The 25965-nt window shown below is 67.2% G+C and carries 23 protein-coding genes; 7 read left to right on the top strand and 16 right to left on the bottom strand.

Annotation, left to right across the window (positions count from 1 at the left end):
• Positions 1 to 4: 4 nt before the first annotated feature.
• The 4 genes from CSC78_RS04810 to CSC78_RS04795 are packed head-to-tail and all read right to left on the bottom strand — an operon-like array spanning position 5 to position 3037.
• Positions 5 to 529 (bottom strand): pilus assembly protein PilP, encoded by a 525-nt coding sequence (locus tag CSC78_RS04810; protein ID WP_162336769.1) that lies wholly within the window; start codon positions 527 to 529, stop codon positions 5 to 7.
• Positions 529 to 1218: a type IV pilus inner membrane component PilO gene (locus tag CSC78_RS04805; RefSeq protein WP_162336768.1), complete on the bottom strand. Its 690-nt coding sequence runs from the start codon at positions 1216 to 1218 to the stop codon at positions 529 to 531. The genes CSC78_RS04810 and CSC78_RS04805 overlap by 1 nt, the downstream gene beginning before the upstream one ends.
• Entirely contained in the window at positions 1215 to 1979 is a 765-nt protein-coding gene (locus CSC78_RS04800; protein WP_162336767.1) for a PilN domain-containing protein, read from the bottom strand. The genes CSC78_RS04805 and CSC78_RS04800 overlap by 4 nt, the downstream gene beginning before the upstream one ends.
• On the bottom strand, positions 1979 to 3037 hold the full coding sequence (locus CSC78_RS04795) for a pilus assembly protein PilM (RefSeq protein ID WP_162336766.1): 1059 nt from the start codon (positions 3035 to 3037) through the stop codon (positions 1979 to 1981). Before CSC78_RS04795 ends, CSC78_RS04800 begins: the two co-directional genes overlap by 1 nt.
• A 216-nt stretch (positions 3038 to 3253) precedes the next feature.
• Between CSC78_RS04795 and CSC78_RS04790 the strand changes: the two genes are divergently transcribed.
• Complete coding sequence (locus tag CSC78_RS04790) at positions 3254 to 5677, top strand: penicillin-binding protein 1A (RefSeq protein ID WP_162336765.1); 2424 nt, start codon at positions 3254 to 3256, stop codon at positions 5675 to 5677.
• 104 nt (positions 5678 to 5781) lie between these two features.
• Complete coding sequence (locus CSC78_RS04785) at positions 5782 to 6438, top strand: hypothetical protein (RefSeq protein WP_162336764.1); 657 nt, start codon at positions 5782 to 5784, stop codon at positions 6436 to 6438.
• Between the two features lie 97 nt (positions 6439 to 6535).
• Here the strand turns inward: CSC78_RS04785 and CSC78_RS04780 are convergent, their stop codons facing one another.
• The 7 genes from CSC78_RS04780 to CSC78_RS04750 form a co-directional block, all read right to left on the bottom strand.
• The gene (locus CSC78_RS04780; protein ID WP_162336763.1) at positions 6536 to 7825 is read right to left on the bottom strand and encodes a citrate synthase; all 1290 of its coding nucleotides are present in this window, start codon (positions 7823 to 7825) and stop codon (positions 6536 to 6538) included.
• A 260-nt stretch (positions 7826 to 8085) separates the two neighbouring features.
• Positions 8086 to 8328 carry a type B 50S ribosomal protein L31 gene (locus CSC78_RS04775; protein WP_162336762.1) on the bottom strand — a complete coding sequence of 81 codons (243 nt, stop codon included), beginning with the start codon at positions 8326 to 8328 and terminating at the stop codon, positions 8086 to 8088.
• Between the two features lie 74 nt (positions 8329 to 8402).
• Entirely contained in the window at positions 8403 to 9341 is a 939-nt protein-coding gene (locus CSC78_RS04770) for a nucleoside hydrolase (protein ID WP_162336761.1), read from the bottom strand.
• Between the two features lie 84 nt (positions 9342 to 9425).
• A complete protein-coding gene (recG, locus tag CSC78_RS04765) occupies positions 9426 to 11531 on the bottom strand; it encodes an ATP-dependent DNA helicase RecG (protein WP_162336760.1) in 2106 nt (701 codons plus the stop codon).
• 86 nt (positions 11532 to 11617) lie between these two features.
• Positions 11618 to 14089 (bottom strand): TonB-dependent receptor, encoded by a 2472-nt coding sequence (locus CSC78_RS04760; protein ID WP_162336759.1) that lies wholly within the window; start codon positions 14087 to 14089, stop codon positions 11618 to 11620.
• A gap of 44 nt (positions 14090 to 14133) precedes the next feature.
• Positions 14134 to 15306 carry an SO2930 family diheme c-type cytochrome gene (locus CSC78_RS04755; RefSeq protein ID WP_162336758.1) on the bottom strand — a complete coding sequence of 391 codons (1173 nt, stop codon included), beginning with the start codon at positions 15304 to 15306 and terminating at the stop codon, positions 14134 to 14136.
• A gap of 11 nt (positions 15307 to 15317) precedes the next feature.
• Positions 15318 to 16553: a parallel beta-helix domain-containing protein gene (locus CSC78_RS04750; RefSeq protein WP_202924118.1), complete on the bottom strand. Its 1236-nt coding sequence runs from the start codon at positions 16551 to 16553 to the stop codon at positions 15318 to 15320.
• A gap of 119 nt (positions 16554 to 16672) precedes the next feature.
• Here CSC78_RS04750 and CSC78_RS04745 point away from each other — a divergent pair, with 119 nt between their 5' ends.
• On the top strand, positions 16673 to 17710 hold the full coding sequence (locus CSC78_RS04745) for an AraC family transcriptional regulator (RefSeq protein WP_202924117.1): 1038 nt from the start codon (positions 16673 to 16675) through the stop codon (positions 17708 to 17710).
• Positions 17711 to 17854: 144 nt separating this feature from the next.
• Here the strand turns inward: CSC78_RS04745 and CSC78_RS04740 are convergent, their stop codons facing one another.
• From CSC78_RS04740 to CSC78_RS04720, 5 genes are all read right to left on the bottom strand, one after another.
• Complete coding sequence (locus CSC78_RS04740) at positions 17855 to 18238, bottom strand: RidA family protein (RefSeq protein ID WP_162336757.1); 384 nt, start codon at positions 18236 to 18238, stop codon at positions 17855 to 17857.
• A 158-nt stretch (positions 18239 to 18396) separates the two neighbouring features.
• On the bottom strand, positions 18397 to 20568 hold the full coding sequence (locus CSC78_RS04735; protein ID WP_162336756.1) for a RelA/SpoT family protein: 2172 nt from the start codon (positions 20566 to 20568) through the stop codon (positions 18397 to 18399).
• Between the two features lie 125 nt (positions 20569 to 20693).
• Positions 20694 to 20993 (bottom strand): DNA-directed RNA polymerase subunit omega, encoded by a 300-nt coding sequence (gene rpoZ, locus CSC78_RS04730; RefSeq protein ID WP_162108735.1) that lies wholly within the window; start codon positions 20991 to 20993, stop codon positions 20694 to 20696.
• A gap of 261 nt (positions 20994 to 21254) precedes the next feature.
• Positions 21255 to 21869 carry a guanylate kinase gene (gmk, locus tag CSC78_RS04725; protein ID WP_162336755.1) on the bottom strand — a complete coding sequence of 205 codons (615 nt, stop codon included), beginning with the start codon at positions 21867 to 21869 and terminating at the stop codon, positions 21255 to 21257.
• 132 nt (positions 21870 to 22001) lie between these two features.
• A complete protein-coding gene (locus tag CSC78_RS04720; protein ID WP_162336754.1) occupies positions 22002 to 22862 on the bottom strand; it encodes a YicC/YloC family endoribonuclease in 861 nt (286 codons plus the stop codon).
• Between the two features lie 110 nt (positions 22863 to 22972).
• On the opposite strand from CSC78_RS04720, the gene rph reads away from it, so the two are divergent.
• The 4 genes from rph (at position 22973) to hemW (ending at position 25953) form a co-directional block, all read left to right on the top strand.
• Complete coding sequence (rph, locus tag CSC78_RS04715) at positions 22973 to 23698, top strand: ribonuclease PH (RefSeq protein ID WP_062357532.1); 726 nt, start codon at positions 22973 to 22975, stop codon at positions 23696 to 23698.
• Positions 23699 to 23805: 107 nt separating this feature from the next.
• On the top strand, positions 23806 to 24195 hold the full coding sequence (locus CSC78_RS04710; RefSeq protein ID WP_162336883.1) for a VOC family protein: 390 nt from the start codon (positions 23806 to 23808) through the stop codon (positions 24193 to 24195).
• 6 nt (positions 24196 to 24201) lie between these two features.
• Positions 24202 to 24795 carry an RdgB/HAM1 family non-canonical purine NTP pyrophosphatase gene (rdgB, locus tag CSC78_RS04705; RefSeq protein WP_162336753.1) on the top strand — a complete coding sequence of 198 codons (594 nt, stop codon included), beginning with the start codon at positions 24202 to 24204 and terminating at the stop codon, positions 24793 to 24795.
• Between the two features lie 3 nt (positions 24796 to 24798).
• Positions 24799 to 25953 carry a radical SAM family heme chaperone HemW gene (gene hemW / locus CSC78_RS04700; RefSeq protein ID WP_162336752.1) on the top strand — a complete coding sequence of 385 codons (1155 nt, stop codon included), beginning with the start codon at positions 24799 to 24801 and terminating at the stop codon, positions 25951 to 25953.
• The last annotated feature ends 12 nt before the right edge of the window (positions 25954 to 25965 follow it).

Genomic DNA, 25965 nt, shown 5'->3' with positions numbered 1-25965 from the left:
CCAATCATTGATCTTCAAGCGAGAGCGACGCCGGCCTTTCCAGCCAGCCGCCCGCGCCATCCGGCACTAGTTCGACAAGTTCGACGCCATCTTCGCGGACCGAGGTGACCCGGCCATCGCTCTGGCCCAGGTAGTTCCCCGGACGTACCCGGTAGGTGACCTTGTCGGGTCCCATCACCAGTGCCACCAGACCTGCCCCCTTTCCGATCGTACCGACCATGTCCAGGCTGTCCAGCGGGTACTGCTCCAGTGTTTCCTTGCGCCGGTTCGGGTCGGGCCGCAACCCACCCGCATCGGCATTGCTCCAGGCGTTGCTGAAGGGATCGCGCAGCGTCTGCGCGGCGTACTCGAAGGTTTCGAACTGCTGCATCACCGGCAACGGTTCGAGCGGCGGCGCGGGGCGCGCACGCACGTCCTCCACCCACTTCTCGAGATTGGGCGCATCGCCCGGAGTGCTGGTGATTCCACGTGCGCAACCCGATGTCGCGACCACCGCGGCGAGGATCATCCAATGCCAGTTGCTGCGCATCACGGGGCTCCTCCCGATGCGGGGGCATTCTTCTTGCGGGCCGCCTTCGACACCTCGGCCGCGGCGGCTTCCTGCTCGGCCACCTCGGTCTCATCGAGGTAGCGGTAGGTCTTGACCGTACCGGAGAGCTCAAGCGCGCCACGGTTGACGCCGCCCTTGCCTTCCTTCGGCTGCAGCGAGATGTCGTGCATGGTCAGGATGACCACGCGCGGCAGGGACGCAACGCCGCTGACGAAGGCGCCGAACTGGTGGTAGTTGCCCACCATGCGCAGCTGGATCGGCTTCTCGGCGTAGAACTCCTTCAACGTTTCCGGCTGCGGCTGGAACAGCTCGTTGGTCAGGCCGCTGGACAGCGCGGTCTGCGAGATGTCGATGATCAGGTCCGGCATTTCGGTCTTGCTGGGCAGCTGGCGCAGCATCTGCTGCAGGACCTGCTCCATCTGCGCGAGCTGCTGCTTCAGGGGTTCGAGGTTGGCGGCCTTGGCCTGCTCCTTCTCGAAATCCTGGCGCAGGCGTACCTCTTCCTGCTCAAGCGATTCCAGCGTCTGGGTCTTCCCCCTGACGAACAGGAAATACGACAGGGCCAGGATGAAGATGGCCAGCACGACGCAGAAACCCACCTTCGCGTTCTGGGGCCATGCGCCGATGTTGTTGATGTCGAGGTTCTTGAGCGACGTCTTCTGGCTCATGATTTGCTCCCGGCGGCCGGGGTGGAAGTCTCCACGGGCGCGGCCGGCTCCGAAGACGCCGGGGCCGCAGGTGCGGGGGCGGCGGGCTGGCCTTCCAGCGGCGCGGACGCCGGTGCGGGTGCCGGAGCCGTGCCGTCGGCGGGCGTGGTGCCGTCGGCCGCGGCGGCCGTCTCGGCTTCCTGCTCGGCCGTCGGATTGGCCAGGCGCACCTGCAGCGTGAAGACGTAGGGCAGCGCGCTGCCGGCACCGGTGTTGGTCAGCGTTTTGACCTCTTCCGGCTTGGCTTCGATGATCGACAGCTCGGGCTTGGTCATCCAGCCGGAGGTCTCGAGGTTGCGCATGTAAGCACTGACCCGGGCGTTGGACTGCGCACGGCCCTGCAGCGTCAGCACTTCACCTTCCTGCTTGATGTTGGCGAGCATCACGCCATCGGGGATGGTGCGGACCAGCGAATCGAACAGGTGGACCATCTGCGAACGGTTGGCCTGCAGCTTCTCGATGACGTCCTTGCGGGCGAGCAGGCGGCGCTTCTGTTCGTCGAGCTTCTCGATTTCCTTGTTCTGCGCCTGAACCTTGGCGATCTCGTCCTTCAGGAAATCGTTGCGCTCGGTCTGGCCGGCGACCTGGCGGTCGTAGTGGAACCAGAGCAGGAAGGACAGCAGCAGGCCGGCGATCGCGGCGGCGCCCAGCATGACGTAGAACTCGCGCTGGCGCTGCGCACGGCGTTCGGCACGCCATGGGAGTAGGTTGATTCTTGCCATCAGTCGAAGCTCCTCAAAGCCAGGCCGGTGGCGATCATCAGCGCGGGAGCGTCCTGGGCCAGCGCGTGCGCCTGCACGCGGGGTCCGAGGGTCATCTGCGCCAGGGGATTGGCGACCACAGTCGGCACGCCGAGCTGTTCTTCCACCATCTCGGGCAGGCCGGGCAACGCGGCGCAGCCACCGGCGAGCACGATCTGGTCGACGCGGTTGAACTCGCTGCCGGCGTAGAAGAACTGCAGCAGGCGGCTGATCTGCTGGACCGTGGCTTCCTTGAACGGCTCCAGTACTTCGATCTCGTAGCTTTCCGGCAGGCCGCCCTGGCGCTTGGCCAGTCCGGCTTCCTCATAGGTCAGGCCGTAGCGACGCATCACCTCGTCGGTAAGCTGCTTTCCGCCGAAGACCTGTTCGCGGCTGTACAGGCTGCGGCCCCGGCGCAGGACGTTGAGCGTGGTCATGGTGGCGCCGATGTCGACCAGGGCCACCACGCCGTCCTGCGGGATCGGCAGGTCGGTGGCCATCAGGGCGAAGGCGTTCTCCACCGCGAAGGCTTCCACGTCCATGACCTTGGCGGTCAGGCCGCCGAGTTCCAGCGCGGACTGGCGCAGCTCCACGTTCTCCGAGCGCGAGGCAGCGAGGAGTACCTGCACCATCTCCGGGTTGTTGGGCATCGGGCCCAGCACCTCGAAGTCGATGTTCACTTCCTCGATGGGATACGGGATGTAGTTGACCGCCTCGAGCTCCACCTGGGCTTCCAGGTCGCTCTCGTCCAGGTCCGCAGGCATCGGGATGATCTTGGTGATCACCGCCGAGCCGGCCACGGCGGCAGCGGCGTGCTTGGCCTTGCTGCCGGCGCGGTTGACCGCGCGGCGGATGGCCTCGCCGACGGCCTCGACCTCGACGATGTTCTTCTCGACCACGGCATTCGGCGGCAGCGGCTCGACAGCGTAGTGCTCAACCCGGTAACGGTTGCCCACGCGCGACAGCTGCAGCAGTTTCACCGCAGTCGAACTGATGTCGACGCCGATCAGCGGCGACTGGCTTTTTGGGATTAGCCCCACGGTCTTTCCCCTTCCGACGGGCACTGGACGCACAACGTGCGCCGACATTAATAACCAACTTTTTACGCTTGGCAACCGCCGGTGACGTGGCTGTGCGGCTTGTCACGTTTCACGAGGGTTGTTCCCCAAGTCCCTGTTCCCCTTGGAATCGCCTGTGGCGATCCCGGCGGTCATCTATACTCTGCCGTTACGAATTCTGCAATCGGAAAGCACTGGATGTCCCGGTTCCGTCGTCTTCTCCGTTGGACCCTCATCACGTTCCTGATACTTGCCCTGGCCGGCGCCGTCGGCCTGGGGGTGCTGTATTACACGGTCTCGGCCAAGGTTCCGGACGTCCAGTCCCTGCGGAACGTCGAACTGCAGGAGCCCCTTTACATCTACGCCAGCGATGGCCGCCTGATGGGCCTGTACGGCGAGATCCGCCGCTACCCGGTGCAGATCGACAAGGTCCCGGCCCGGGTCAAGCAGGCCTTCGTGGCGGCCGAGGACAGCAAGTTCTACGAGCACAACGGCATCGACCCCACCGGCATCGCCCGTGCCGTCTGGCAGATCGTCAGCCGCAAGGAAGGCCGCGTGGCCGGCGGCAGCACCATCACCCAGCAGGTCGCCCGGCAGTGGTTCCTCAGTTCGGAGTACAGCTACACCAGAAAGCTGGTGGAGATGATGCTGGCGATGCGCATCGAGAACATGCTGACCAAGGACGAGATCCTGGAGCTGTATCTCAACAAGAGCTTCTTCGGCAACCGCTCCTACGGCGTGGCCGCCGCGGCCGAGTACTACTACGGCAAGACCCTGGACCAGCTGACCCTGGCGGAGACCGCCACGCTGGTCAGCGCACTGAAGTTCCCCTCCAGCGGCAACCCGATCAGCAACCCGGGCCGCAACCAGCAGCGCAGCGCCTACGTCGTGGAGCGCATGCGCGAGGACGGCTACGTCACCGCCGCCGAGGCCGCGCAGGCCAAGGCCGAGCCGATGCATGCCAGGCCGCACGAGCGGCCGATCGAGGTCTATGCCCCCTACGTGGCCGAAATGGTGCGCCAGGAGATGATCGCGCGCTTCGGACCGGAGGCACTGACCAAGGGTTACCACGTCACCACCACGCTGGACGCCGTGGCGCAGGCTGCCGCCAACGACGCTGTCCGCGATGGCCTGGGACTGTACGACCACCGCCACGGCTGGAACGGCGTCGAACAGCACGTCGACGTGGCCGCCGATGCGGATGCGAAGGTGTTGGCCGCCCACCTGCGGGGGATTCCCGCGCAGAACGGCCTGCTCCCGGTCATCGTGGCACGCGTGGCCGACGATGGCAGCGCGACGGTCGTGATGGCCGATGGCAGGGAGGTCGTCCTTCCCGCCGCCGCCAGCAAGTGGACCGGACGCTCCCTCGCCAAGCTGCTGAAGCGTGGCGACCTGACCCGCATCAAGTCGGGCAAGGAAGAAGGCAGCTACGTGCTCGACCAGATCCCGCGCGCGCAGGCGGCGCTGGTCTCCCTCGACGCGAACAACGGTGCCGTGCGTGCACTGGTCGGCGGCTACAGCTTCGCCGGCAACAAGTTCAATCGCGCCACGCAGGCACGCCGCCAGCCCGGCTCCAGCTTCAAGCCGTTCCTGTACGCCGCCTCGTTCGAGAAGGGCTTCAACCCCGCGTCCATCGTGCTGGACGCGCCGGTCGTGTTCCGCGACCGCCGCGGCCACATGTGGCGTCCGCAGAACGACGGCGGCGGCTTCCGCGGACCGATGCGCCTGCGCGAAGCGCTGGTGCAGTCGCGCAACCTGGTGTCCGTGCGCCTGCTCGACGGCATCGGCGTCCCGTTCGCGCGCACCTACATCAGCCAGTTCGGCTTCGAAGAGGCGGAACTGCCGCCCAACCTGTCCATGTCGCTGGGTACGGCTTCGCTGACGCCGCTGTCGGTCGCACGCGGCTATGCGGTGTTCGCCAACGGCGGCTCGCGCGTGACGCCCTGGTTCATCGACCAGGTGAAGGACCGCGAAGGCAACGTGGTGTTCAAGGAGAATCCTGCAGTCGCCTGCCGTGGCTGCGGCGCGGGCCAGTACGGTGCGAGCACGGCGGCGGCACAGGTCGTGGACGGATTCAACTTCGGCCCTGCGGAAGCCGCCAAACCGGCGACGGCGACGGCACCGAAGGCCAAGGCCGAGGAGAAGCCGGCCGATCCGAACGTCGTGACGGCGCCACGCGCCATCGACGAGCGCACCGCCTACCAGATGGTGTCGATGATGCGCGACGTCGTCCAGCGCGGTACCGGCACCGCGGCCAAGGTGCTGGGGCGCGAAGACGTCGGCGGCAAGACCGGCTCGACCAACGATCACCGCGACGCCTGGTTCGGCGGCTTCGGTGGCGGCTACGCCACGGTGGTCTGGGTGGGTCGCGACAACTTCCAGTCGTTGGGCTATCGCGAGTACGGCGGCAAGGCGGCCCTGCCGATCTGGATCGACTACATGCGTGTCGCCCTGAAGGACACGCCGATCGCGGCGAACGATCCGCCCGACGGCATGGTGCAGGCCACGCTCAACGGCGTGACCGAGTGGGTGAAGGTCGAGGACATGGACCGCATCCAGGACTACGACCTGTACGGGCCCGAAGACGCGGTGCCCGACGAGGAAGCGTTCGACATCTTCTGATCCCGCAGCCCTCGTGAAGGCGCCATGACGGTGTACCCGCACCGTCATGGACACGTCGGGGACATGGTGTACATTCGCGGTCAGTTTCGACGCGGAGGCCTGCCATGCACCACGCCCGCCAGCATGCCGAAACGCGCACCCGCGAACGGCGCCAACGATTGGCGCACGAAGCCGCCCGGCTCATGGCCGAAGGCGGCATGCGCGACTTTCACCAGGCCAAACTCAAGGCCGCCAGCCGGCTGGGCATCCACGACGATGCCTCCCTGCCCCGCAACCGCGAGATCGAGGAGGCCCTGCGCGAGTACCAGCGCCTGTTCGCCGGCGAGGCGCACGCCACCGGCCTGAGGCAGCGGCGCGAGGCCGCGCTGCGCGCCATGGAATTCCTGTCCGGCTTCTCACCACGTCTGGTGGGCCCGGTGCTCGAGGGCACGGCCGACGCCAACACGCCCGTCCACCTGCATGTCCACAGTGACGACCCGGACGCAGTGACACGCTGGCTGGAAGATCATCGCATTCCCGCCGATGCCCGCGATCGCCGGCTGCGCATGGACCGCGAGCGGGTGGCCGATGTGCCGGTCTGGGTATTCAGTGCCGAGGAGCTGAGCTTCGACCTGACCGTGCTGCCGCACGACGCGCTACGGCAGGCACCGCTTTCGGGCATCGACGAGAAGCCCATGAAGCGCGCCTCTGCCGCGCAAGTTCGCCAGTTGCTCGCCGAGGAAGACATCGCCGGCTACGAACGGGATGCGGCGCGCCGGTGAGCCGGCCTGCCCCTTCTCGCGCCGCGCCGCCCGCCGGCCGAGTGCACCAAAGAAAAAGGCCCCGCGAGGGGCCTTTTTCATCGTACCGCCGACGCGTTCAGCGCTTGCCGGTCGGCACGTAGTCGCGCGGCGCGTAGCCGGTGTAGATCTGGCGCGGACGGCCGATCTTGGCTTCCGGGTCGACCTGCTGTTCCAGCCAGTGCGAGACCCAGCCGGCGGTGCGGCCGATGGCGAACATGACGGTGAACATCTCGGTCGGGATCTTCAGCGCCTTGTAGATGATGCCGCTGTAGAAATCGACGTTCGGGTAGAGCTTGCGCTGGATGAAGTACTCGTCCTTCAGCGCGGCCTCTTCCAGACGCATCGCCACTTCCAGCAGCGGATCGTCGACGCCCAGCTCGCCGAGCACCTTGTGGGTCATCTCGCGGATGATCTTGGCGCGCGGATCGAAGTTCTTGTAGACGCGGTGGCCGAAGCCCATCAGGCGGAAGCCCGATTCCTTGTCCTTGGCCTTGGCGACGGCCGACGCGACGTTCTTCGCATCGCCGATCTCTTCCAGCATTTTCAGCACGGCCTCGTTGGCGCCGCCATGGGCGGGACCCCACAGGGCAGTGATGCCGGCGGCGACCGAGGCGTACGGGTTGGCGCCCGTCGAGCCCACCAGACGCACCGTCGAGGTCGACGCGTTCTGCTCGTGGTCGGCGTGCAGGATGAACAGCAGGTCCAGCGCCTTGGCGACCACCGGGTTCAGTTCCAGCGGCTCGCTCGGCACCTCGAACATCATGTGCAGGAAGCGGTCGACGTAATCGAGGTTGTTGCGCGGATAGCGGATCGGCCAGCCGATCGAATAGCGGTACGCGGCGGCGGCCAGGGTCGGCATCTTCGCCAGCAGGCGGATGGCGGCCAGGCGGCGCTGCTCGGGGTCTTCCAGGTCCAGCGTGTCGTGGTAGAACGCCGACAGCGAGGCGACCGTGCCGGCCAGCATGGCCATCGGGTGCGCGTCGTAGTGGAAGCCGTGCAGGAAGTTCTTCAGCGACTCATGCATCATCGTGTGATGCGTGACTTCGTGTTCGAACCTGGCGAATTCGTCCGGGGTCGGCAGTTCGCCGTTCATCAGCAGGTACGAGACTTCCAGGAAGTTCGAGTGCTGGGCGAGCTGTTCGATCGGGTAGCCGCGATACAGCAGGACGCCGTTGTCGCCATCGATGTAGGTGATGGCCGACTTGCAGCTGGCCGTGGCGGTGAAACCGGAGTCGTAGGTGAAAAGACCCGTTTCCTTGGTCAGCTTGGAAATGTCGACGCAGTCGTTGCCAAGCGTGGGTTTCAGGACTGGCAGGACGACGGATTTGTCGCCGGCATTCAGCGTGACCTGGTCAAGTTCGGACACAGTGTGCGCTCCTTCGTGGGGTAACGCCGTCCGGGGTCCGGTCGGCGCGTGACGGGAGTCCAGGGAGTGAACCTTGGATGACCCGAATTATCGCACACGGCATTTGGAGCCGTCGCTCGATACCGCACCAGCGTCAGACCAAAGACTAAGGCCGCAGGCGCAACCGTCCGTTTCGTAGAAGCACACGATCCGGCTCGCGCAAACGCGAACGGCCGCGCACAAGGCGCGGCCGCAGGCGGATCAGGCGAACGACGGTTCGATCAGCGCGCGTAGCGCTTCTGGAACTTGTCGATACGGCCGCTGGTGTCGATGACCTTGTGCTTGCCCGTGTAGAACGGGTGCGAGGCCGAGGAGATTTCGACCTTGATCAGCGGGTACTCGTTGCCGTCTTCCCACTTCGTCGTTTCCTTGCTGCCCAGCGTGGAGCGCGTCAGGAACTTGAAATCGGAGGTCACGTCGTGGAAGACGACTTCGCGGTAATTCGGGTGGATGTCGGCCTTCATGGCGGTAACACCGTGTCGCGGGAATGGAAGAGCGGCATTGTAGACCGCCCTGCCCGTCCCGCGCAACCCGGTTCTCAGCCCGCCGCCAGCGCCGCCTCGATAAGGGCCTCGAACCGGGCCTGGTCGTAGCGCAGCAGGATATTGGCCTTGTCCGGCCCGCCTCCTTCCCGGCGCCAGTCCACGATCGAGGCGCCCCGGGCGTGGGCGCCCTGCAGTTCGACGGCGAGGGGGCGTTCGGCCAGCTCCAGCGCGCCCTCCGGCGCCAGCACAAAGGCCATGGCCAGCGCGTCGGCGGCGAACCAGTGGTCGCCGCGGCGGTCGGCGGACCACGACCGGGTCTTTTCGGAAATACGGTCGTAGAAGCGGGCACGGTCGGAATCGGCGCGCAGCCAAGCGGCCACGCGCTCGTGGTGCAGGCCATGGGCGATGGTGGCTTCCCAGTCGGCCAGGTCGTAGCGTTCGAAGGCCTCGAGCACCAGATGCGCCGCTTCGGGATCGAAGTAGAAATTGAACTCCGCCGCCGGCGTGATGTTGCCGTGGCAGGTCACCGCACCGCCCATCACCACCAGGCGCGCGATGCGCTGCGGCAGCGTCGGGTCCAGCTTGAGCGCCAGCGCCACGTTGGTCAGCGGCCCCAGCGCGACCAGCACCAGCCGGCCGGCGTGTTCATGCGACAGACGCAGGATCGCCAGTGCCGCATGTTCGGCCTCCGCCTGGCGCGCCGCCGGCGGGAAGCCGACATCGCCGAAACCGTCCTGACCGTGCACGTAGCCCGCGTCCGGCGACGGATGCAGCAACGGCGCCGGCGCGCCGGCGAATACGGGAATGTCGTCGCGGCCCGCCACCTCGCACAGCTTCAGCGCGTTGCGCACGGTGTGCTGCAGTCCCACGTTGCCGGCCGCGATGGTCAGGCCGACGATCTCGTGGCGCGCATCGTTGAACGCCATCAGCAGCGCCAGCGCGTCATCGACACCGGGATCGGTGTCGATCAGCAGGGGAATCCTGTCCGTCATCTTCTTCTCTTCGTCTTCTCGGCCGCCGAGTCTCGCACCGCCGGCGGCCCCATGGAAGCACGGGGCGCTCAAGCGCAGACCGCGTTACGCAGACGCGTATCTCGCCGCACCGCCCACCCAGCGATGGATCACGCGGTCCGCCGCCGCGGGATCGTCGGCAAGCAACCGCTCCGCCAATGCGTGCACCTGCGGCAACAAACCGGCATCACGCGCAAGGTCCGCAACGCGGAACGCCGCCAGTCCGGTCTGCCGAGTGCCGAGCAGTTCGCCGGGACCACGCAGTTCCAGATCCTTCTCGGCGATGACGAAGCCGTCATTGGTCTGTCGCATCGTCGCCAGGCGATGCTTGGCCATCATCGACAGCGGCGGCTGGTACATCAGCACGCAGGTCGATGCGGTCGCACCACGACCGACGCGCCCGCGCAACTGGTGCAGCTGCGCGAGGCCAAGCCGTTCCGCGTTCTCGATGATCATCAGCGAGGCGTTGGGCACATCGACGCCGACTTCGATCACCGTGGTCGCCACGAGCAGGTCGACCTCGCCTTCCTTGAAGCGACGCATGGTGGCCTGTTTGTCGGCCGCCTTCATCCGTCCGTGCACCAGCGCGACGCGGGCATCGGGCAACGAGGCGGACAGGGCCTCGAACGTGGTCTGCGCGGCCTGCGCCACGACCTCGTCGCTGTCGTCGATCAGCGTACAGACCCAGTACGCCTGTCGGCCTTCTGCGCAGGCGGTGCGGATGCGCTCGACCAGCTCAGGCCGTCGCTCGGCGCTCAGCGCAACCGTCTGCACAGGGGTACGTCCCGGTGGCAGTTCATCGATGGCGGAGACATCCAGGTCCGCATACGCCGCCATGGCCAGCGTGCGCGGGATCGGCGTCGCTGTCATGACCAGCTGGTGGGGGACGCGGTTCCTGCCGGCTCCCTTGTCGCGCAACGCCAGGCGCTGGTGCACGCCGAACCGGTGCTGTTCATCGACGATGGCCAGGCCAAGATCGTGGAAGGTCACCGCCTCCTGCATCAGCGCGTGCGTGCCGACGACGACCTGCGCCTCGCCCGATGCCACCTGCGCCAGCACAGTCGCGCGCGCCTTGCCGGTGACCTTGCCGGCCAGCCAGGCCACGCGCACGCCGAGCGGCTCCAGCCAGGCACGCAGGTTGGCCAAGTGTTGCTCGGCCAGCAGTTCGGTCGGCGCCGCCAGCGCCACCTGCTTGCCCGCCTCGACGGCGAGCATGCCGGCCAGCGCCGCGACCACGGTCTTGCCGCTGCCAACGTCGCCCTGCACCAGCCGCAACATCGGCGATGGTTTGGCGATGTCTTCGCGGATCTGCTTGAACACGCGCTGCTGCGCCCCCGTCAGCGTGAACGGCAGCGCCTTGACCAGGGCCTTGACCAGCGCGCCCTTGCCCTTCAGCACCGGCGCGCCGTGCTGCTGCAGCGCCAACCGTTGGCGGCGGAGACTGAGGTGATGGGCCAGCAGTTCCTCGATCGCCAGTCGACGTTGTGCGGGGTGCGTGCCCAGTGCGAGGGCCGCGACATCGGCATCGCGTGGTGGGCGATGCATGGTGAGCAGCGCATTGCGCAGCGATGGCAGGCCTAAGCCTTCAAGCAATGTGGCAGGCAGCAGTTCCAGACTGTCGTTGTCGGGCAAGCGTTCCAGCGCCTCACCGATCAGCTTGCGAATGCTCGCCGGACCGAGGCCTTCCACCGCCGGATACACCGGATCCAGCGCCTCGCCCAGCGCCGCGTCGTCGCCATCGCCCAGCACGCGGTAGCTGGGATGGACGATTTCCAGTCCGTGCTGTCCCGGCTTGGGCGTGCCGTAGCAGCGGATACGCGCGCCGACGGCGAACTGCGCGACCTGGGCGGCACGGAAATGGAAGAAGCGCAACACCAGCGTGCCGCGGGATTCGTCGCCGACGGCCACCCGCAGCACCGGCCGATAACGGAAACCGCGCTCGACCGCTTCGACGCGCCCCTCGATCTGCACCGGCACGCCGGGCTGCAGCAACCGGATCGGCGTGATCGCGGTGCGGTCCTCGTAACGCAGCGGCAGGTGCAGCCACAGATCCTGCATCGTCAACAGACCACGCACCGCCAGCTTTTCCGCCACGCGAGGACCGACGCCCGGCAGACGACTCAGGGGTTCGGCAGAAAGATCGATGGACGGCGTGTCGCGACGTACGGGCATCGCGCAAGGATGCCGGGAACCACGCAAAACAAAAACCCCGGCACCTCACGATGCCGGGGCCCACGTCCGACGCGTCGCCGCGCGGCTCAGAACTTCACGGCCACTTCCATGCCATAGGTGCGCGGCTCCGTGATGGTGGCGCCCACCACACCGAGCGGGCCGCGACCATAGGTGTTCAGCCCCTTCACATACTGGTTGTCGAACACGTTGTTGCCGTAGACCGCCCAGCTCCAGTGCCCCTTGGGCGCGGTCCAGCCGATGCGGACGTCGGTGCGGTCGCGCGCCTCACCGATGTCGAGCAGCGCATTGACACCGCAATCGCCCTGCAGGTCCGAGCCTTCGTTGCAGCGGCTGCGGCCCCGGTAGGCGTGCCGCGCCGAGAAGCGAAGTTCGCCATGACCGGCCAGGTCGACCTTGTACGCCGCACCCATCGAGGCGGTGAAGCGCGGTTCGCCGGTCGGCTCGCCATCCAGGTCCACGCCTTCCGGCGTCACGTAGTCCTTGTACTTGGAATCGATCCACTCGGCCTGCGCGTCCAGCGTGAAGCCGTCGGTGACCTTCCAGCGCAGGTCGACGTCGATGCCGGTCGCTTCCAGATCGCCGGTGTCGAAGACGAAGCGCGGGATGTCGACCGGGTTGTTCGGGTCCGGATCGATCAGCCGCACCGACTGGCGGTTGTCGTAGCGGTAGTGGAACACGGAGGCGTTCCAGGCGAAACGGCCCAGCGACTGCTTGATGCCGGCCTCCAGGTTCCACACATCCTCGTTCTCGAAGGCCGGACCGATCTGCAATGCGTTGAAGCCGCCTGCCTTGTAGCCCTTGGCCAGCGAGCCGAACACCATGGTCCTGTCGTCGAGGTGGTAATCCACCACGAAGCGCGGGCTGACGTCGCTCCAGCTCTTCTTGTCGCGATTGGTGATTCCCTTGTTGACGACCGCCGGCGGGTCGACGAAGGCCACCGAGGTGGTGAGGGCGTACATGATCTGGGCTGCGGCTTCCGGCGGAAGATCCGCCAGGAACATCTGCGGAATGCCGGCACCGAGGTACGCATTCAGCACCGCATCGAACTCGGCTGCGTTGCGCGGTCCGTTGAACCAGCTGAAGCTCTTCTCGTCGCGGGTGTAGCGCAGGCCGAAGGTCAGGTTCAGCTTGTCGGTCGCGCGCCAGATGACATCGCCAAAGGCCGCATAGGCCGTGGTTTCGAGGGTGTTGTTGAAGACTTCGTTCCAGCCATAACCCAGCAACGACGGCAAACCGTTCGCCTGCCCGATCTGCGACATGACGAACAGCAAAGGGGTACCCTCGGGCGCGAACGGGAAGCCCGCCGGTGCCGCGAACCCCTGATTCGCCAGGATGCTGCCGAGCGCGGTCGTGTTGGTGTTCACCTCGCTGGTCTGCCTGGCGTCTTCCTTGAAATAGCTGGCGCCTGCCACCCAGTCCAGCCGCGCGGTGCTGCCGGCGAACTTGAACTCCTGGTAGAAGGTCTCGTTGCTTTCGGTGTTGACGGAGTCGATGTAAAGGTCGGCGCGGTTGGTGCCGTCTTCCTCGGTCTGGTTCTTCGAGTCGTACTCGCGCCACGACGAGGTCGAGGTCAGGTTGCCCCAGGTGAAGGCGTGATCGACGATCAGGTTGACGCCGTCGAACGTGCGCCACTCGGCATTCTCGGCATCGCTGTAGGTCGGCGTCCTGCGCGGATCGAGGTAATCGTCCGGATCCACCGGCACCGGCGGCCGTTGCGGAAACGCCGGCAACGGCACGATGCCGGTGGTGACGCGGCCGTTCTGGTCGAGGCTTTCATGGTCCCAGCTCAGCAGCGCGGTGGTGTTGTCGCCGATGCGCAACTGCCATGCCGCGCGCGCGGCCCACACGTTCTCGCCGCCCAGGTCCTTGCCGGTGGCCCCATCCTGGAACCAGCCGTCGCTGTGGTTGAACAGCGCATTCACCCGGAACGCGGAAACGTCGCTGACCGGGATGTTCCACATCGCATCGACGTACTGCTTGCCGTAGTTGCCGAGCCGCAGGCGCAACCTCGCCTCGGTCTCGTCCTGCGGCCGCCGCGTCACCAGCGAGATCGCGCCCGCGGCGGTATTGCGTCCGAACAGGGTGCCCTGCGGCCCCTTCAGCACTTCGATGCGCTCGACGTCGAGGAACGGCAGCAGCACGCCGCCGCCGCGACCACCGTACACGCCGTCGACGAAGATGCCGACCGCCGGATCGGTGCCGATGCCGAAGTCGTTGGTCTCCACGCCACGCAGGCGGAACGACGGCTGGGTCGGCTGGGCGGCGTCCACCACCAGGCCCGGCACGAACGCATCGATGTCGCCCAGGTTCTCCGCCGCAACGTCATCGAGCAGTTGCTGGTCGACGACCTGCAGCGCGATCGGCACGTCCTGCAGTTCCTGCTGGCGACTCTGCGCGGTGACGGTGATGGTGTCGAGGTTGGTGGCCTGCTGTTCCCCTTCAGGCGTCGCCTGTGCCCAGGCCGACCCGCTCGCGCCCAGCGCCACGCAACCGCCGAACAGCGCGCGCCGAAGCCCCACGACCAGATTCCGTTGCATCACTCTCATCACGCCCTCCCGGAAGCGTTGTGCGGAAACCGGCCTCAGGTGGCCGGCGGTGGTTCACTTTCCTTACTTGCCGTATCGCAACTGCCTGCCTGCGCGTCGATCCATGCGCGGATCAGTTCGACCCCTTCCCGATGGACGACCGAGCGCCCCAGCTCCGGCATCATGATCGCGGGGTCGTCGCTGTCCAACCGGTAGTCGAAGATGGAATCGGCCGCATGCCCCGGCACGATGTCGTAGCGCCGGTTGCCGGTCCCCTTGCCCGCCGCGATCGGCTGCTTGCAGAAGCCCAGCTTCAGCCGGTCCTGCGTGTGCGCATCCAGCCACAGGCCCGAGGTGATCGCCGGGCCGGTGGCGCTGTGGCAATGGCCGCAATTGACATCCAGGTAGGCGCGCGCGCGCGCATCGAGCGGCGCCTGCGCATCCATGGCGTCGGCCAGCCGCGGCGGCGACGCAGGCACGCCGGTCAGGTACCCGACGCGCACCAGATGCGCCAGCTGGTTCTCCTTGCCGCCCGCATAGTCGAAGTCGCGGTTCAGGTGCCGCGCCTTCGGACCGATCGGCAGCAGCTTGCGCGACTTGTTGTCGGTGATGTGGCAACCGCCGCACTGGTTCTGGTCAGGCACCTGGTAATCGGCGGACTCGCGCTTGCCCTGCGCATCGACGAGTTCGAGCGCGACCAGTTCGCCGGTGCGCTTCAGCGTCGCCGCCGTCTGCGCGTCATTCCACACGTAAGGCAGCGCCACCCAGCCCTCGGCCCGGTGCACGAGCAGGCGTGTCTCGATCAGGCGTACCTTGGCCAGGTCCAGCGCCTCGCCTTCCAGCGACGACTGCGACGGCGGCGTGCGTGCGACGGACGTGCCATCCCACGGCTTTCCTTCCGGCAACGGGTAGTAGAACGTCTTGCTGAGGATGGTGCCGACGGGAAAGTCGAAGCTCTGCTCCGCCTGGTACGTCGCCGATGTGCCCGCCGGCATCCACACGGTGCGCAGCTTGTGCGCGTAGTCGCTGAACAACGGCGTGTTGAGGTCGTAGGGCACCACGCCTTCGTTGAGGCGCAGATGACCGTCTTCGACTCGCAGCACCCCCCACTCGTCCAGCGCCGCCGGCTGGCCTTCGGCGAAGAAATGCACCTGCGGTGCCTGCCTGCACGCGGGCAGCGCCATGCACGCCACCAGGACGGCAAGCCATATCACCACGCGATACCGCATGCGCGAGCGCCTCAACCGCGCTTCAGGTCGACCGCCGGCAAACGCGGCAGCTCGCAGTCGTGCACCTTCGCGTCCTTGTTCGGATTCCTGTAGCCGCCCGGACCATCGGCGTTGACCACGCCGTTGACGTCGCGCAGGCAGATCTGCGGACCGGTCTTCTTGCCGTCCACCACGCGGTCCTTGTTGTAGTAACCGTCCCACAGCACGTCGGGGAAATTGCCGCGCAGGCCGTAGGTCGCCACCTTCAACGCCTTCAGGTCGAACCCGTCGGGCGAATCGCCGCCTCCCGACAGGGTATTGCCATGGATGAAGATGCGCTCCGGATACGGGTCGAAGTTGGGCGAGGCGCTGCTGTCCTTGTAGCCGGTGGAATAGACGCTGGAGACGATGATGTTGGCGGTCGCGTTGTCGCGGATCTCGTTGCCGAACACTTCGATGTCGTCGTTGGAATTGATCACGATGCCCGATCCCGCCGGCACGCTGGCCACCGGCGTGCCCTTGGCGCCGAAATTCTCGTGGTTGTTGGCGATCACCTTGTTGTCGTAGACGCGGATGTTGCCGCCCTGCTGCGACAGGCCCGGCATGTTGAACACCAGGATGCCGCCGGTGTTGCCGGTGGCGACGTTCTCGTAGACGTCGGCGTTGATGGTGTTCTCGATCTCGATGCCGGCCACGTTCTGCTCGGCGCGGCTGCGGCGCACGATCACGCCATCGGACTGGCCCACGTAGATGCCGGCATCGGACGCGCCGATCGACACGGTGTCCTCGATCAGCACGTTCTTCGTCAGCACGGGGTAGATGCCGTAGGCGCCGTTCTTCGTGCTCGGCCCGCCGGTCCATTGCACCTTGACGCCGCGGATGGTGATGTTCGACGACTCGCTGATCTTCAGGCCGTCGCCCCTGGAATCCTCGATGGTGAGGTTCTCGATGGTGAAGTCGTCGCCATTGACCAGCAGGCCCTCGGCGCCGGCCTTCTGCCCCTTGAAGCTCAGCACGCTCTTGTCCATGCCGGCGCCGCGGATGGTCACCCCGTCCGCGCGCAGGGTCAGGCTGCGGTCGAAGCGGTGGCGGCCGGCCGGGATGTCGATGACGTCGCCCGGCCTGGCGTCCAGCAGGCGCTCCTGCAGGGTGGCGGCGAAGCCGGCGTCGGCCGCCGGGGCGCTGGCGGTTTCGGGCGCCTTGGGCTGGCAAGCGCCCACCACGAGCGCCAAGGCGCCGGCCACTGCCACGGACATGATGCGCTGCATGAGTCTCCCCTCCCATACGCCTGCGTAGTGCCCCGCAGTCTGGTGTGCGGGCAGGTGCGACACGGAGGGCGGGAGCGGCATACTACGGGGGGCAAAGCGGACAAGCTGGAGGGGCTCCGATGCGCTGGAAAACCGGACTGGGCAATCGCCTGTCGATCGCCAACCTGCCCACCAACATGCTGTGCGGGCTGGTGCTGCTCGCCGGCGAGTTCGGCGTGAACGCCGAGGGCTGGTTCGCCGGCATGCGGATGAACGTGCAGGAGATCCACGACCCGCTGGCCCGCGTGTCCTACCGCCAGGCCAGCGAGATCATCCGCCGCGCCCTGCCGACCCTGCCCATCGACGGCGTGGGCCTGGCCATGGGCGAGAAGCAGAACGGCGGCAACTTCGGCCTGCTGGGGCTGGCGATGAAGACAGCGCCGACGTTCGGCGACGCGGTGCAGATCGGGCTGGAGTACCAGCGCAACCTCGGTCCGCTGATGGACCTGGACATGCAGGACCGCGACGACGGCAGCCTGGCCGTGGTTGCCACCGCGCCGGACGAAGCCGCCGACCTGCTGCCGTTCCTGTGCGAGGAGATGTTCGCCAGCACGCTGATGCTGGCGCGCGAACTGGCGGGTCCGGAGTTCCATCCGGTTCGGCTTGAGCTTGGCTATCCGGCGCCACGTTACGCCGCGCGCTACGGCGACCTGTTCGGCTGCGAGGTGCGTTTCGACCAGCCGCAGCACGCCATGGTGGTGGACCGGCGCTGGATGGAGCTGCCGTTCGCCAGCTACAACCCGGTGACCTCGCGACAGGCGCTCGCGCTGTGCCGGGCGCAACTCACCGCGATGTCGCTGCGCGGCGAGACCACCGCCGCGGTCGAACGCCAGTTGCGGCCACGCCTGCGCGACAACCCGCAGATGACCGACGTTGCCACCGCGCTGCACCTGAGCGAGCGCACGCTGCGCCGCCAGCTCGCCGAGGAAGGCACCAGCTTCAGCGCCGTGCACGACCGTGTACGCACCGAACGTGCGCTGGAACTGCTGCAGGATGCGGAAACGACCATCGCCAGCGTCGGCAGCCAGATCGGCTTCAACGACGTGCGCGAGTTCCGCCGCGCATTCAAGCGCTGGACCGGACACACGCCGAGCGAGACGCGGCGGTCACCCGCGTAGAGCGGAGCTTGCTCCGCTGCCTTTCATCTCCACACCAGGGTCCGTGCCACGCCTTCGTAGAGCGGAGCCTGCTCCGCTGCTCTCTGTTCCTGCGGCGGACAGCGTGTGGTGCCGAGCGAGCTCGGCACTACGGATACGCTGTCCTCAGTCGAGCACCATCACCGCATCGACTTCGAAGGCCGCGCCCTTCGGCAGGCCCGAGACTTCGATCGTCGAGCGCGCGGGATACGGCGCGACGAAGTAATCCTGCATCACCGCATTGACCGCCGCGAACTGCGACAGGTCGGTCAGGTACAGGCCGAGCCGCACGATGCGGTCGAGCGAGCCGCCCGCTGCTTCCGCCACCGCCTTGAGGTTGTCGAACGCGCGACGCGCCTGCGCGGCGATGTCGCCATCCACCAGATTGCCGGTGGCCGGATCCAGAGGAATCTGACCCGAGAAGTACACCGTGTTGCCGGCACGCACGGCCTGCGAGTAGGGGCCGATGGCGGCGGGCGCCTGGTCGGTGTGGATGATCTGCTTGCTCATGCGCGACTCCTGTGTGGATACCGGATTCTACGTAGGGCGGGCCCAGGCCCGCCATCGCGACCGGTCGGATCACGATGGCATTGAACGAAAAGCGACGCTGCCCCACGACGTCGGCGCGAGCACAGACACCAACACGGCGGGCCTGAGCCCGCCCTACGTCACTGCCGGCGAACGCCGTGCACGACGTTGAGGCGCCGCAGCCGGCGCATCACTTCCGCCAGATGGTTGCGGTCACGGACCTGGATCGAGAAGCGCAGCACGGCGACGTTGATGTCGCGCTCCAGATACTCGACGCGCTCGATATTGGACTGGCTCTTGGCGACCGCGGCGGCGACCTGCGCCAGCACGCCGGGGCGGTTCTCCACGTCGATCAGCAGCGCGGCATCGTAGTCGCCGGTGACCTTCGCGTCCCACGCGATCGGCACCCAGCGCTCCGGCGACTTGCGGAACTCGGTGACGTTGGGGCAATCCAGACGATGCACCACGATGCCCTTGCCGGCCGTGTGGTACCCCATGATCTCGTCGCCCGGGATCGGCTGGCAGCACTGCGCGAAGCTGACCACACCACGCTCGCCGCCGGTGATCAGGATCTTCTCCTGCGAATGCTTGGAGTGCCCGCCGGCACGCAGTTCCGCGAAGGCGGTCAGCGCCTGCGCCGCCTGCGCCGGCATCCAGTTGCCCAGCGCCACGTCGGCCAGGAAGGCCTCCAGGCGCGGGTACTTGTGTTCGGTGAGGAAGGCTTCCAGACGCTGCTGCGGCAGGCGCTCCAGCGAGCTGTCGAGGTCCTCCAGCGCGCGGTCGAGCATGCGGTGGCCGAGTTGCACGGCGTCCTCGTGCTCCAGCTGCTTCAGCTGGTGGCGGATGGCGGTGCGTGCCTTGCTGGTGACCACGAATTCCAGCCACTGCGGCTTGGGCGCTGCGGACTTGGCGGTAATGATCTCCACGCTCTGTCCGCTGACCAGCTTGGTGCGCAGCGGCACCAGCTTCTTGTCCACGCGCGAGGCGACCGCCTGGTTGCCGACGTCGGTGTGCACCGCATAGGCGAAATCCAGCGCGGTGGCGTTGCGGGGCAGCGACAGGATCTTGCCCTTCGGCGTGAACAGGTAGACCTCGTCCGGGAACAGGTCGACCTTGACGTTGTCGAGGAACTCCAGCGACGAGCCGGCGGCGCGCTGGTTGTCGATCAGTTCCACAATCCACGCGTGCGCGCGGTTCTGCGCGCTGTTCGGCGCGTCGGTGCCGAACTTGTACGTCCAGTGCGCCGCGATGCCGCGCTCGGCGACCAGGTCCATCTCGGTGGTGCGGATCTGCACCTCGATCGGCGACCCGTAGGGGCCGAACAGTACCGTGTGCAGCGACTGGTAGCCATTGGCCTTCGGAATGGCGATGAAATCGCGGAAGCGCCCGTCCAGCGGCTTGTACTGCGCATGCACCGCGCCCAGCGCGTGGTAGCAGTCCGGCACCGAATCGACGACGACACGGAAGCCGAACACGTCCATCACCCGGTCGAAGCTTTTCCCTTCGCCGCGCATCTTGTTGTAGATGCTCCAGGGCGTCTTGACCCGGCTGACCAGGCGATGCTCGATGCCTTCCTTCGCCAGCCGCTGCGACAGGTGGGCCTCGATCTGGGCCATCGATTCGCGACGCATCACCGGCTGGCTGCGGATGTGCTTGTCGATCACCGCGTGGCGCCACGGATGCAGCGCGCGGAAGCCGAGATCCTGCAGCTCCGACTTGACCAGGTTCATGCCCAGTCGCTGCGCGATGGGCGCGTAGATCTCCAGCGTTTCGCGTGCGATGCGCCCGCGTGCCTCGCTGCTCTGCGCGCCCAGCGTGCGCATGTTGTGCAGGCGGTCGGCCAGCTTGATCATGATCACGCGCAGGTCGCGCGACATGGCCAGCAGCATCTTGCGGAAGCTCTCGGCGGCCGCTTCCTGGCGGTCGCGGAACTTCAGCTTGTCCAGCTTGGTGACGCCCTCGACCAGTTCCGCGACCGACTCGCCGAATTCCGCGGCGATGTCGGCGCCGGTCAGCGGCGTGTCCTCGATGGTGTCGTGCAGGATCGCCGCGATCAGCGTCTCGGCGTCCATGCCCAGTTCGGCCAGCACGCCGGCCACCGCCACCGGATGGGTGATGTAGGGCTCGCCGGACTTGCGGGTCTGGCCCGCGTGCGCGGCGGCACCGACTTCCCAGGCGCGCCGCAGCAGCGGCAGCTGCTCCTTCGGCAGGTACGTCACCAGCCGCTCGAACTGGCTGACGTACTCCGGCACGCTCTCGTCACGCGACGAAGCGGGGGTGCGGAGCGCCTTGGCGGTGCGGCCTGAAGTCATGCCGCCAGACTATGCCAGTCACGTCGCCACGGCAACGCGGATCGGCGGCCCCGGAACGCGAAAAGCCCGCTTGCGCGGGCCTTTCGTCGATCATCCGTTCCGATCGGAACGTTAGTCGAAAGCGATCAGTCGTCGCCCTTCGACAGGTCGTCGTCGGCGACCACTTCCGCGGCGGCCCACTCCAGCGCTTCGCGCTCGGCGCGCTCGCGCTCGGCCTTCTCGACGCGGTCGATCAGGTCGTTGTCGATCTTGCGCGCGGCGATCTCGCGCAGCGCCAGCACGGTGGGCTTGTCCTGCGCTTCGGTGTTGTCGATCTGCGCGTCCACGCCGTTGGCCAGCTGGCGGGCGCGCTTGGCGGCCATGGTGACCAGCTCGAAACGGTTGTTGACGACTTCCAGGCAATCTTCGACGGTGATGCGGGCCATGCGGGCTCCCGGCGACCGGCTGGCCGCCCAGTGAATACGGAAAGGGGCCGGGATTGTAGGCAGCCGGCCCCGGCATTGCAAGCCTTTTCTTTAAAATCAATTATTTAGGGCCACATCATCCCGCTTTCGTAGAGCGGAGCAAGCTCCGCTGCTTCTGGCGGGGCCAGCAACCGAGGCCGGGCAAACCCCAAGCCATGACGGTTTCCTTGCAGGTTGATGGCGCGTAGAGCCGAGCGAGCTCGGCTCTACGGCGGTCGGGCGCTATTCGGCCAGCAGCGCCGCGATCAGGCCGGCGTGGCGTGCGTCCTGCGCTTCGCGGCGCAGGCGGCTGGCAGTGAAGATGGCGTGCATCTGGGCGACCGCCTCGTCGAACACGTCGTTGACGATGACGTAGTCGAACTCGTCGTAGTGCGACATCTCCTCGCGGGCGGCGGCCAGACGGCGCTGGATCACCTCTTCGCTGTCCTGTCCGCGGTTGCGCATGCGCTGCTCCAGCGCGTCGCGCGAGGGCGGCAGGATGAACACGCTGACCGCGTCCGGCACCTTCTCGCGCACCTGGCGCGCGCCCTGCCAGTCGATCTCCAGCAGCACGTCCTTGCCGGCGTCGAGCTGCGGCTCGACCGACTGGCGCGCGGTGCCCTTCCAGTCGCCATGCACTTCCGCGTACTCGAAGAAGTCGCCGGCGCGGATCATCGCCTTGAACTCGTCGGCGCTGATGAAGTGGTAGTGCTGCGCATGCCGTTCACCCGGGCGTGCGGCGCGCGAGGTGAAGGAGATGGACAGCGCGATGTCCGTGTCCCGCGCCAGCACGGCGTTGACGATGCTGCTCTTGCCCGCACCGGAGGGTGCCGCGACGATGTAGAGGGTTCCGCGCATCAGGGGACCGGGAATGGGGAATGGGGAGTGGGGAATTGTAGAATCAGCGCAATGCGCACGTCGCAGAAGGCATAGCGAACGGAAGCGCTCTCGCTTCTCCCATTCCCCACTCCCCATTCCCCATTCCCGGTCTTATTCAATGTTCTGCGCCTGTTCGCGGATCTGGTCGATCAGCACCTTCAGCTCCACCGCGATGTTGGTGGTGCGGATGTCGACGGACTTGGAGCCCAGCGTGTTGGCCTCGCGGTTGAACTCCTGCAGCAGGAAGTCCAGCCGGCGTCCCTGCGGTTCCTTCTGGGTGAAGACGCGACGGATCTCCTTCACGTGGCTGTCGAGGCGGTCGAGTTCCTCATCCACGTCGAGCTTCTGCAGCCACAGCACCAGTTCCTGCTCCAGCCGGCCCTGCTCCATGTTCTGGGCCACGTCGGCCAGGCGTGCCTCCAGCTTCTGCCGCTGGCCGGCGCGGATCTGCGGGATCAGCGTGCGCACCTCGGCCGCCAGTGCGGCGATGCCGTCCACGCGCTCCAGGATCGCCGCCACCAGCTTGCCGCCCTCGCGCTCGCGCGCGGCGACGAACTGGTCCAGCACCGTGTCCAGCAGCGCCAGCGCCTCGGCCTGCAGCGCTTCCATGTCCACGCCCTTGCTCTGCAGCACGCCGGGGAACTGCAGCAGATCGGTCAGCTCGGTGCGCAGGTTGGGCACGCGCAAGGCCAGGTCCGCGGCCAACTCCGACAGCTGCCCCACGACGTTCGGATTGAGCTGCAGCGCGCCGCCGCCTTCCGGCGCACGCAGGCGCAGGGTCAGGTCCAGCTTGCCACGCGACACGCGCGAGGCGACGCGCTCGCGCAGCGCCGGTTCCAGCACGCGCAGTTCGTCCGGCAGGCGGACGCCCAGTTCCAGGAAGCGGTGGTTGACCGCGCGCAGTTCGGCCCCCAGCGTGCCGCCGTCGGTGGCGCGTTCGGCGGTGGCGAACGCCGTCATGCTGCGGATCATGTGGAAGCCCATCGGGTCAACGAGCGGCGCATCTTAGCAGCCCCTGCCCCCGGGACCGGGCCCGGCGGGGCGGACTGGTAGACTTCGCCCCCCTCATTGCGGATGCCCCCATGTCCTTTTCCCGCCCCAGCGGCCGCCTGCCCGACCAGATGCGCGATGTGAGCATCCTGCGCAATTACACCCGCCACGCGGAAGGCTCGGTGCTGGTCAGCTTCGGCCACACCCGCGTGCTGTGCACGGCGACGGTGGAGAACAAGGTGCCGGGCTTCCTGCGCGGCAAGGGCGAAGGCTGGGTGACCGCGGAATACGGCATGTTGCCGCGCTCCACGCATACCCGCAGCGACCGCGAAGCCTCGCGCGGCAAGCAGGGTGGACGCACGCTGGAAATCCAGCGCCTGATCGGCCGCACGCTGCGCGCCTGCGTGGACCGCGGCGCACTGGGCGAACGCACCATCACGCTGGATTGCGACGTGCTGCAGGCCGACGGCGGCACGCGCACCGCCGCCATCACCGGCGCCTATGTGGCGCTGGTCGACGCGGTGAACTGGCTGAAGGGCCGCAACGAGATCAAGCGCGATGTGGTGCATGGCGCCGTCGCGGCGGTCTCGGTGGGTATCTACCGCGGCGTGCCGGTGCTGGACCTGGATTACCCCGAGGACAGCGACTGCGATACCGACATGAACCTGGTGATGAACGACGGCGGCGGCTTCATCGAGCTGCAGGGCACGGCCGAAGGGCATGCCTTCCGTCGCGACGAACTGGATGCGCTGCTCGCCCTGGGCGAGAAGGGCATCGGCGAACTGTTCGCGGCGCAGCGCGCGGCGCTGGCCGGCTGATCCCGCACCCCTTGTAGGAGCGCCCCATGGGCGCGATGCTCTTCGATCAGATCATGCAGAAAGGCATCGCGCCCATGGGGCGCTCCTACAGAGACAAGGATTTCGTCATGCAGACCCTCAGCCTGGTTACCTTGCTCGTCGACGACTACGACCGCGCCATCGCGCATTACCGCGATGCGCTCGGCTTCGAGCTTCGCGAGGACACCGACCTCGGCGGCGGCAAGCGCTGGGTGCGCGTGGCCCCGCAAGGCGAAGGCACGACGGACCTGCTGCTCGCGGTCGCAACAACGGACGAACAACGCGCGCGCATCGGCGACCAGACCGGCGGACGCGTGGGCTTCTTCCTGCAGACCGACGACTTCTGGCGCGACCACGCGCGAATGACCGCCGCTGGCGTCGAGTTCCTCGAGACACCGCGCGAGGAAAGCTATGCCACCGTCGCCGTGTTCCGCGATGCCTACGGCAACCGCTGGGACCTGCTGCAATCCAAGGGCTGATCCACGATGAAACTCGCTCTCGCCTCCTCCAACCCGGGCAAGCTGGAAGAACTCCGCGGTCTGCTGGCCGATACCGGCATCGAGCTCGTCGCGCAGTCCGACCTGGGCGTGGCCGATGCCGACGAGACCGGCACCACCTTCGTCGAGAACGCGCTGATAAAGGCGCGCCACGCCAGCCTGCAGACCGGACTGCCAGCGCTGGCCGACGACTCGGGCATCTGCGTGGATGCGCTGAACGGCGCGCCCGGCCTGTACTCGGCGCGCTACGCCGGCGAGCACGGCAACGCGGACCGCAACATCGACAAGCTGCTCGACGCGCTGAAGGACGTCGCCGGCGAACAGCGCGGCGCCCACTTCTACTGCGTGCTGGTGCTGCTGCGCCATGCGCACGATCCGCAGCCGCTGATCGTCGAAGGCGAATGGCGCGGCCGCATCCTGCACGAACGCCGCGGCACGGGCGGGCACGGCTACGACCCGGTGTTCTTCGACACCCAGCGCGGACAGACCGCGGCGGAAATGCCGCTGGCCGAGAAGAACCGCATCAGCCACCGCGGCAAGGCGCTGGCCGGGCTCAAGCAGCGGCTGCTCGACCTGCCCTGATCCATGCTCATCCCGCCGCCCCTGTCCCTGTACGTACACATGCCGTGGTGCGTGCGCAAATGCCCGTACTGCGACTTCAACTCGCATCAGGGCAAGGGCGAGCTGCCGTTCGACGGGTACGTGGATGCGCTGCTGCGCGACCTCGACCACGACCTGCCGCTGGTGTGGGGACGCACCGTGCACAGCGTGTTCTTCGGCGGCGGCACACCCAGCCTGTTCCCGCCGGCGGCGATCGACCGCTTCCTGCAGGGCGCGAGCAGCCGGCTGCGCTTCGCGCCGGGGCTGGAGATCACGCTGGAGACCAACCCCGGCACCGCCGAGCACGGCCGCTTCGAGCACTACCGCACTGCCGGCGTGAACCGCATCAGCTTCGGCATCCAGAGCTTCGACGATGAAAGCCTGAAGAAACTCGGCCGCATCCACGACAGCCACGAAGCCGAGCACGCGGTGAAGCTGGCGCAGGATGCCGGCTTCGACAACGTCAACCTCGACCTGATGTACGCCCTGCCCGGGCAGACGCTGGCGATGGCCGAACACGACCTGCAGCGCGCGTTCGCCCTGCAGCCGGCGCACATCTCGCACTACCAGCTCACGCTGGAGCCGAACACGGTGTTCTTCGCCCGCCCGCCGCAGGGCATCCCCGACGAGGACCACGCCTGGGACATGCAGGAGCATTGCCAGGCGCTGCTGGCCGACGCCGGCTATGGCCACTACGAAGTCAGCGCCTATGCGCGTCCGGATCGCCGCTGCGCGCACAACCTCAACTACTGGCGTTATGGCGATTACATCGGCATCGGCGCCGGCGCGCACGGCAAGATCACCGTGGGTGCGACGCAACAGATCCTGCGCCGCTGGAAGGTGAAGCATCCGACCAGCTATCTGGCCACGGCGGGTACGCCGCAGGCCATCGGCGGCGACGACGACATCACGCCGGCGCGCCGCCCGTTCGAGTTCATGCTCAATGCGCTGCGCCTGCACGATGGCTTTGCATTGGCCGATTTCACCGCCACCACGGGGCTGCCGCTGACGAGCATCGCGCCGGCACTGGAACAGGCCTTGCAGGCCGGGTGGCTGGAGGTGTCCGACACCCACGCGCGACCCACCGCGCTGGGCCGCCGGTTCACCAACGACGTGATCGAACTGTTCCTGGATGCCTGACGCCCGTCGTGC

The sequence above is a fragment of the Pseudoxanthomonas japonensis genome (assembly GCF_010093445.1).
Taxonomy (GTDB): domain Bacteria; phylum Pseudomonadota; class Gammaproteobacteria; order Xanthomonadales; family Xanthomonadaceae; genus Pseudoxanthomonas_A; species Pseudoxanthomonas_A japonensis.
The sequence above is the reverse complement of the archived record's forward strand: the minus strand, read 5'-3'. Positions and strand labels throughout refer to the sequence as shown.

What these genes read in the sequence shown, in the direction of transcription:
- CSC78_RS04810 (WP_162336769.1), bottom strand. Translation starts at nt 529, where the DNA reads ATGCGCAGCAACTGGCATTGGATGATCCTCGCCGCGGTGGTCGCGACA.
- CSC78_RS04805 (WP_162336768.1), bottom strand. Translation starts at nt 1,218, where the DNA reads ATGAGCCAGAAGACGTCGCTCAAGAACCTCGACATCAACAACATCGGC.
- CSC78_RS04800 (WP_162336767.1), bottom strand. Translation starts at nt 1,979, where the DNA reads ATGGCAAGAATCAACCTACTCCCATGGCGTGCCGAACGCCGTGCGCAG.
- CSC78_RS04790 (WP_162336765.1), top strand. Translation starts at nt 3,254, where the DNA reads ATGTCCCGGTTCCGTCGTCTTCTCCGTTGGACCCTCATCACGTTCCTG.
- CSC78_RS04785 (WP_162336764.1), top strand. Translation starts at nt 5,782, where the DNA reads ATGCACCACGCCCGCCAGCATGCCGAAACGCGCACCCGCGAACGGCGC.
- CSC78_RS04775 (WP_162336762.1), bottom strand. Translation starts at nt 8,328, where the DNA reads ATGAAGGCCGACATCCACCCGAATTACCGCGAAGTCGTCTTCCACGAC.
- CSC78_RS04770 (WP_162336761.1), bottom strand. Translation starts at nt 9,341, where the DNA reads ATGACGGACAGGATTCCCCTGCTGATCGACACCGATCCCGGTGTCGAT.
- recG (WP_162336760.1), bottom strand. Translation starts at nt 11,531, where the DNA reads ATGCCCGTACGTCGCGACACGCCGTCCATCGATCTTTCTGCCGAACCC.
- CSC78_RS04760 (WP_162336759.1), bottom strand. Translation starts at nt 14,089, where the DNA reads ATGCAACGGAATCTGGTCGTGGGGCTTCGGCGCGCGCTGTTCGGCGGT.
- CSC78_RS04755 (WP_162336758.1), bottom strand. Translation starts at nt 15,306, where the DNA reads ATGCGGTATCGCGTGGTGATATGGCTTGCCGTCCTGGTGGCGTGCATG.
- CSC78_RS04750 (WP_202924118.1), bottom strand. Translation starts at nt 16,553, where the DNA reads ATGCAGCGCATCATGTCCGTGGCAGTGGCCGGCGCCTTGGCGCTCGTG.
- CSC78_RS04745 (WP_202924117.1), top strand. Translation starts at nt 16,673, where the DNA reads ATGCGCTGGAAAACCGGACTGGGCAATCGCCTGTCGATCGCCAACCTG.
- CSC78_RS04740 (WP_162336757.1), bottom strand. Translation starts at nt 18,238, where the DNA reads ATGAGCAAGCAGATCATCCACACCGACCAGGCGCCCGCCGCCATCGGC.
- CSC78_RS04735 (WP_162336756.1), bottom strand. Translation starts at nt 20,568, where the DNA reads ATGACTTCAGGCCGCACCGCCAAGGCGCTCCGCACCCCCGCTTCGTCG.
- rpoZ (WP_162108735.1), bottom strand. Translation starts at nt 20,993, where the DNA reads ATGGCCCGCATCACCGTCGAAGATTGCCTGGAAGTCGTCAACAACCGT.
- gmk (WP_162336755.1), bottom strand. Translation starts at nt 21,869, where the DNA reads ATGCGCGGAACCCTCTACATCGTCGCGGCACCCTCCGGTGCGGGCAAG.
- CSC78_RS04720 (WP_162336754.1), bottom strand. Translation starts at nt 22,862, where the DNA reads ATGATCCGCAGCATGACGGCGTTCGCCACCGCCGAACGCGCCACCGAC.
- rph (WP_062357532.1), top strand. Translation starts at nt 22,973, where the DNA reads ATGTCCTTTTCCCGCCCCAGCGGCCGCCTGCCCGACCAGATGCGCGAT.
- CSC78_RS04710 (WP_162336883.1), top strand. Translation starts at nt 23,806, where the DNA reads ATGCAGACCCTCAGCCTGGTTACCTTGCTCGTCGACGACTACGACCGC.
- rdgB (WP_162336753.1), top strand. Translation starts at nt 24,202, where the DNA reads ATGAAACTCGCTCTCGCCTCCTCCAACCCGGGCAAGCTGGAAGAACTC.
- hemW (WP_162336752.1), top strand. Translation starts at nt 24,799, where the DNA reads ATGCTCATCCCGCCGCCCCTGTCCCTGTACGTACACATGCCGTGGTGC.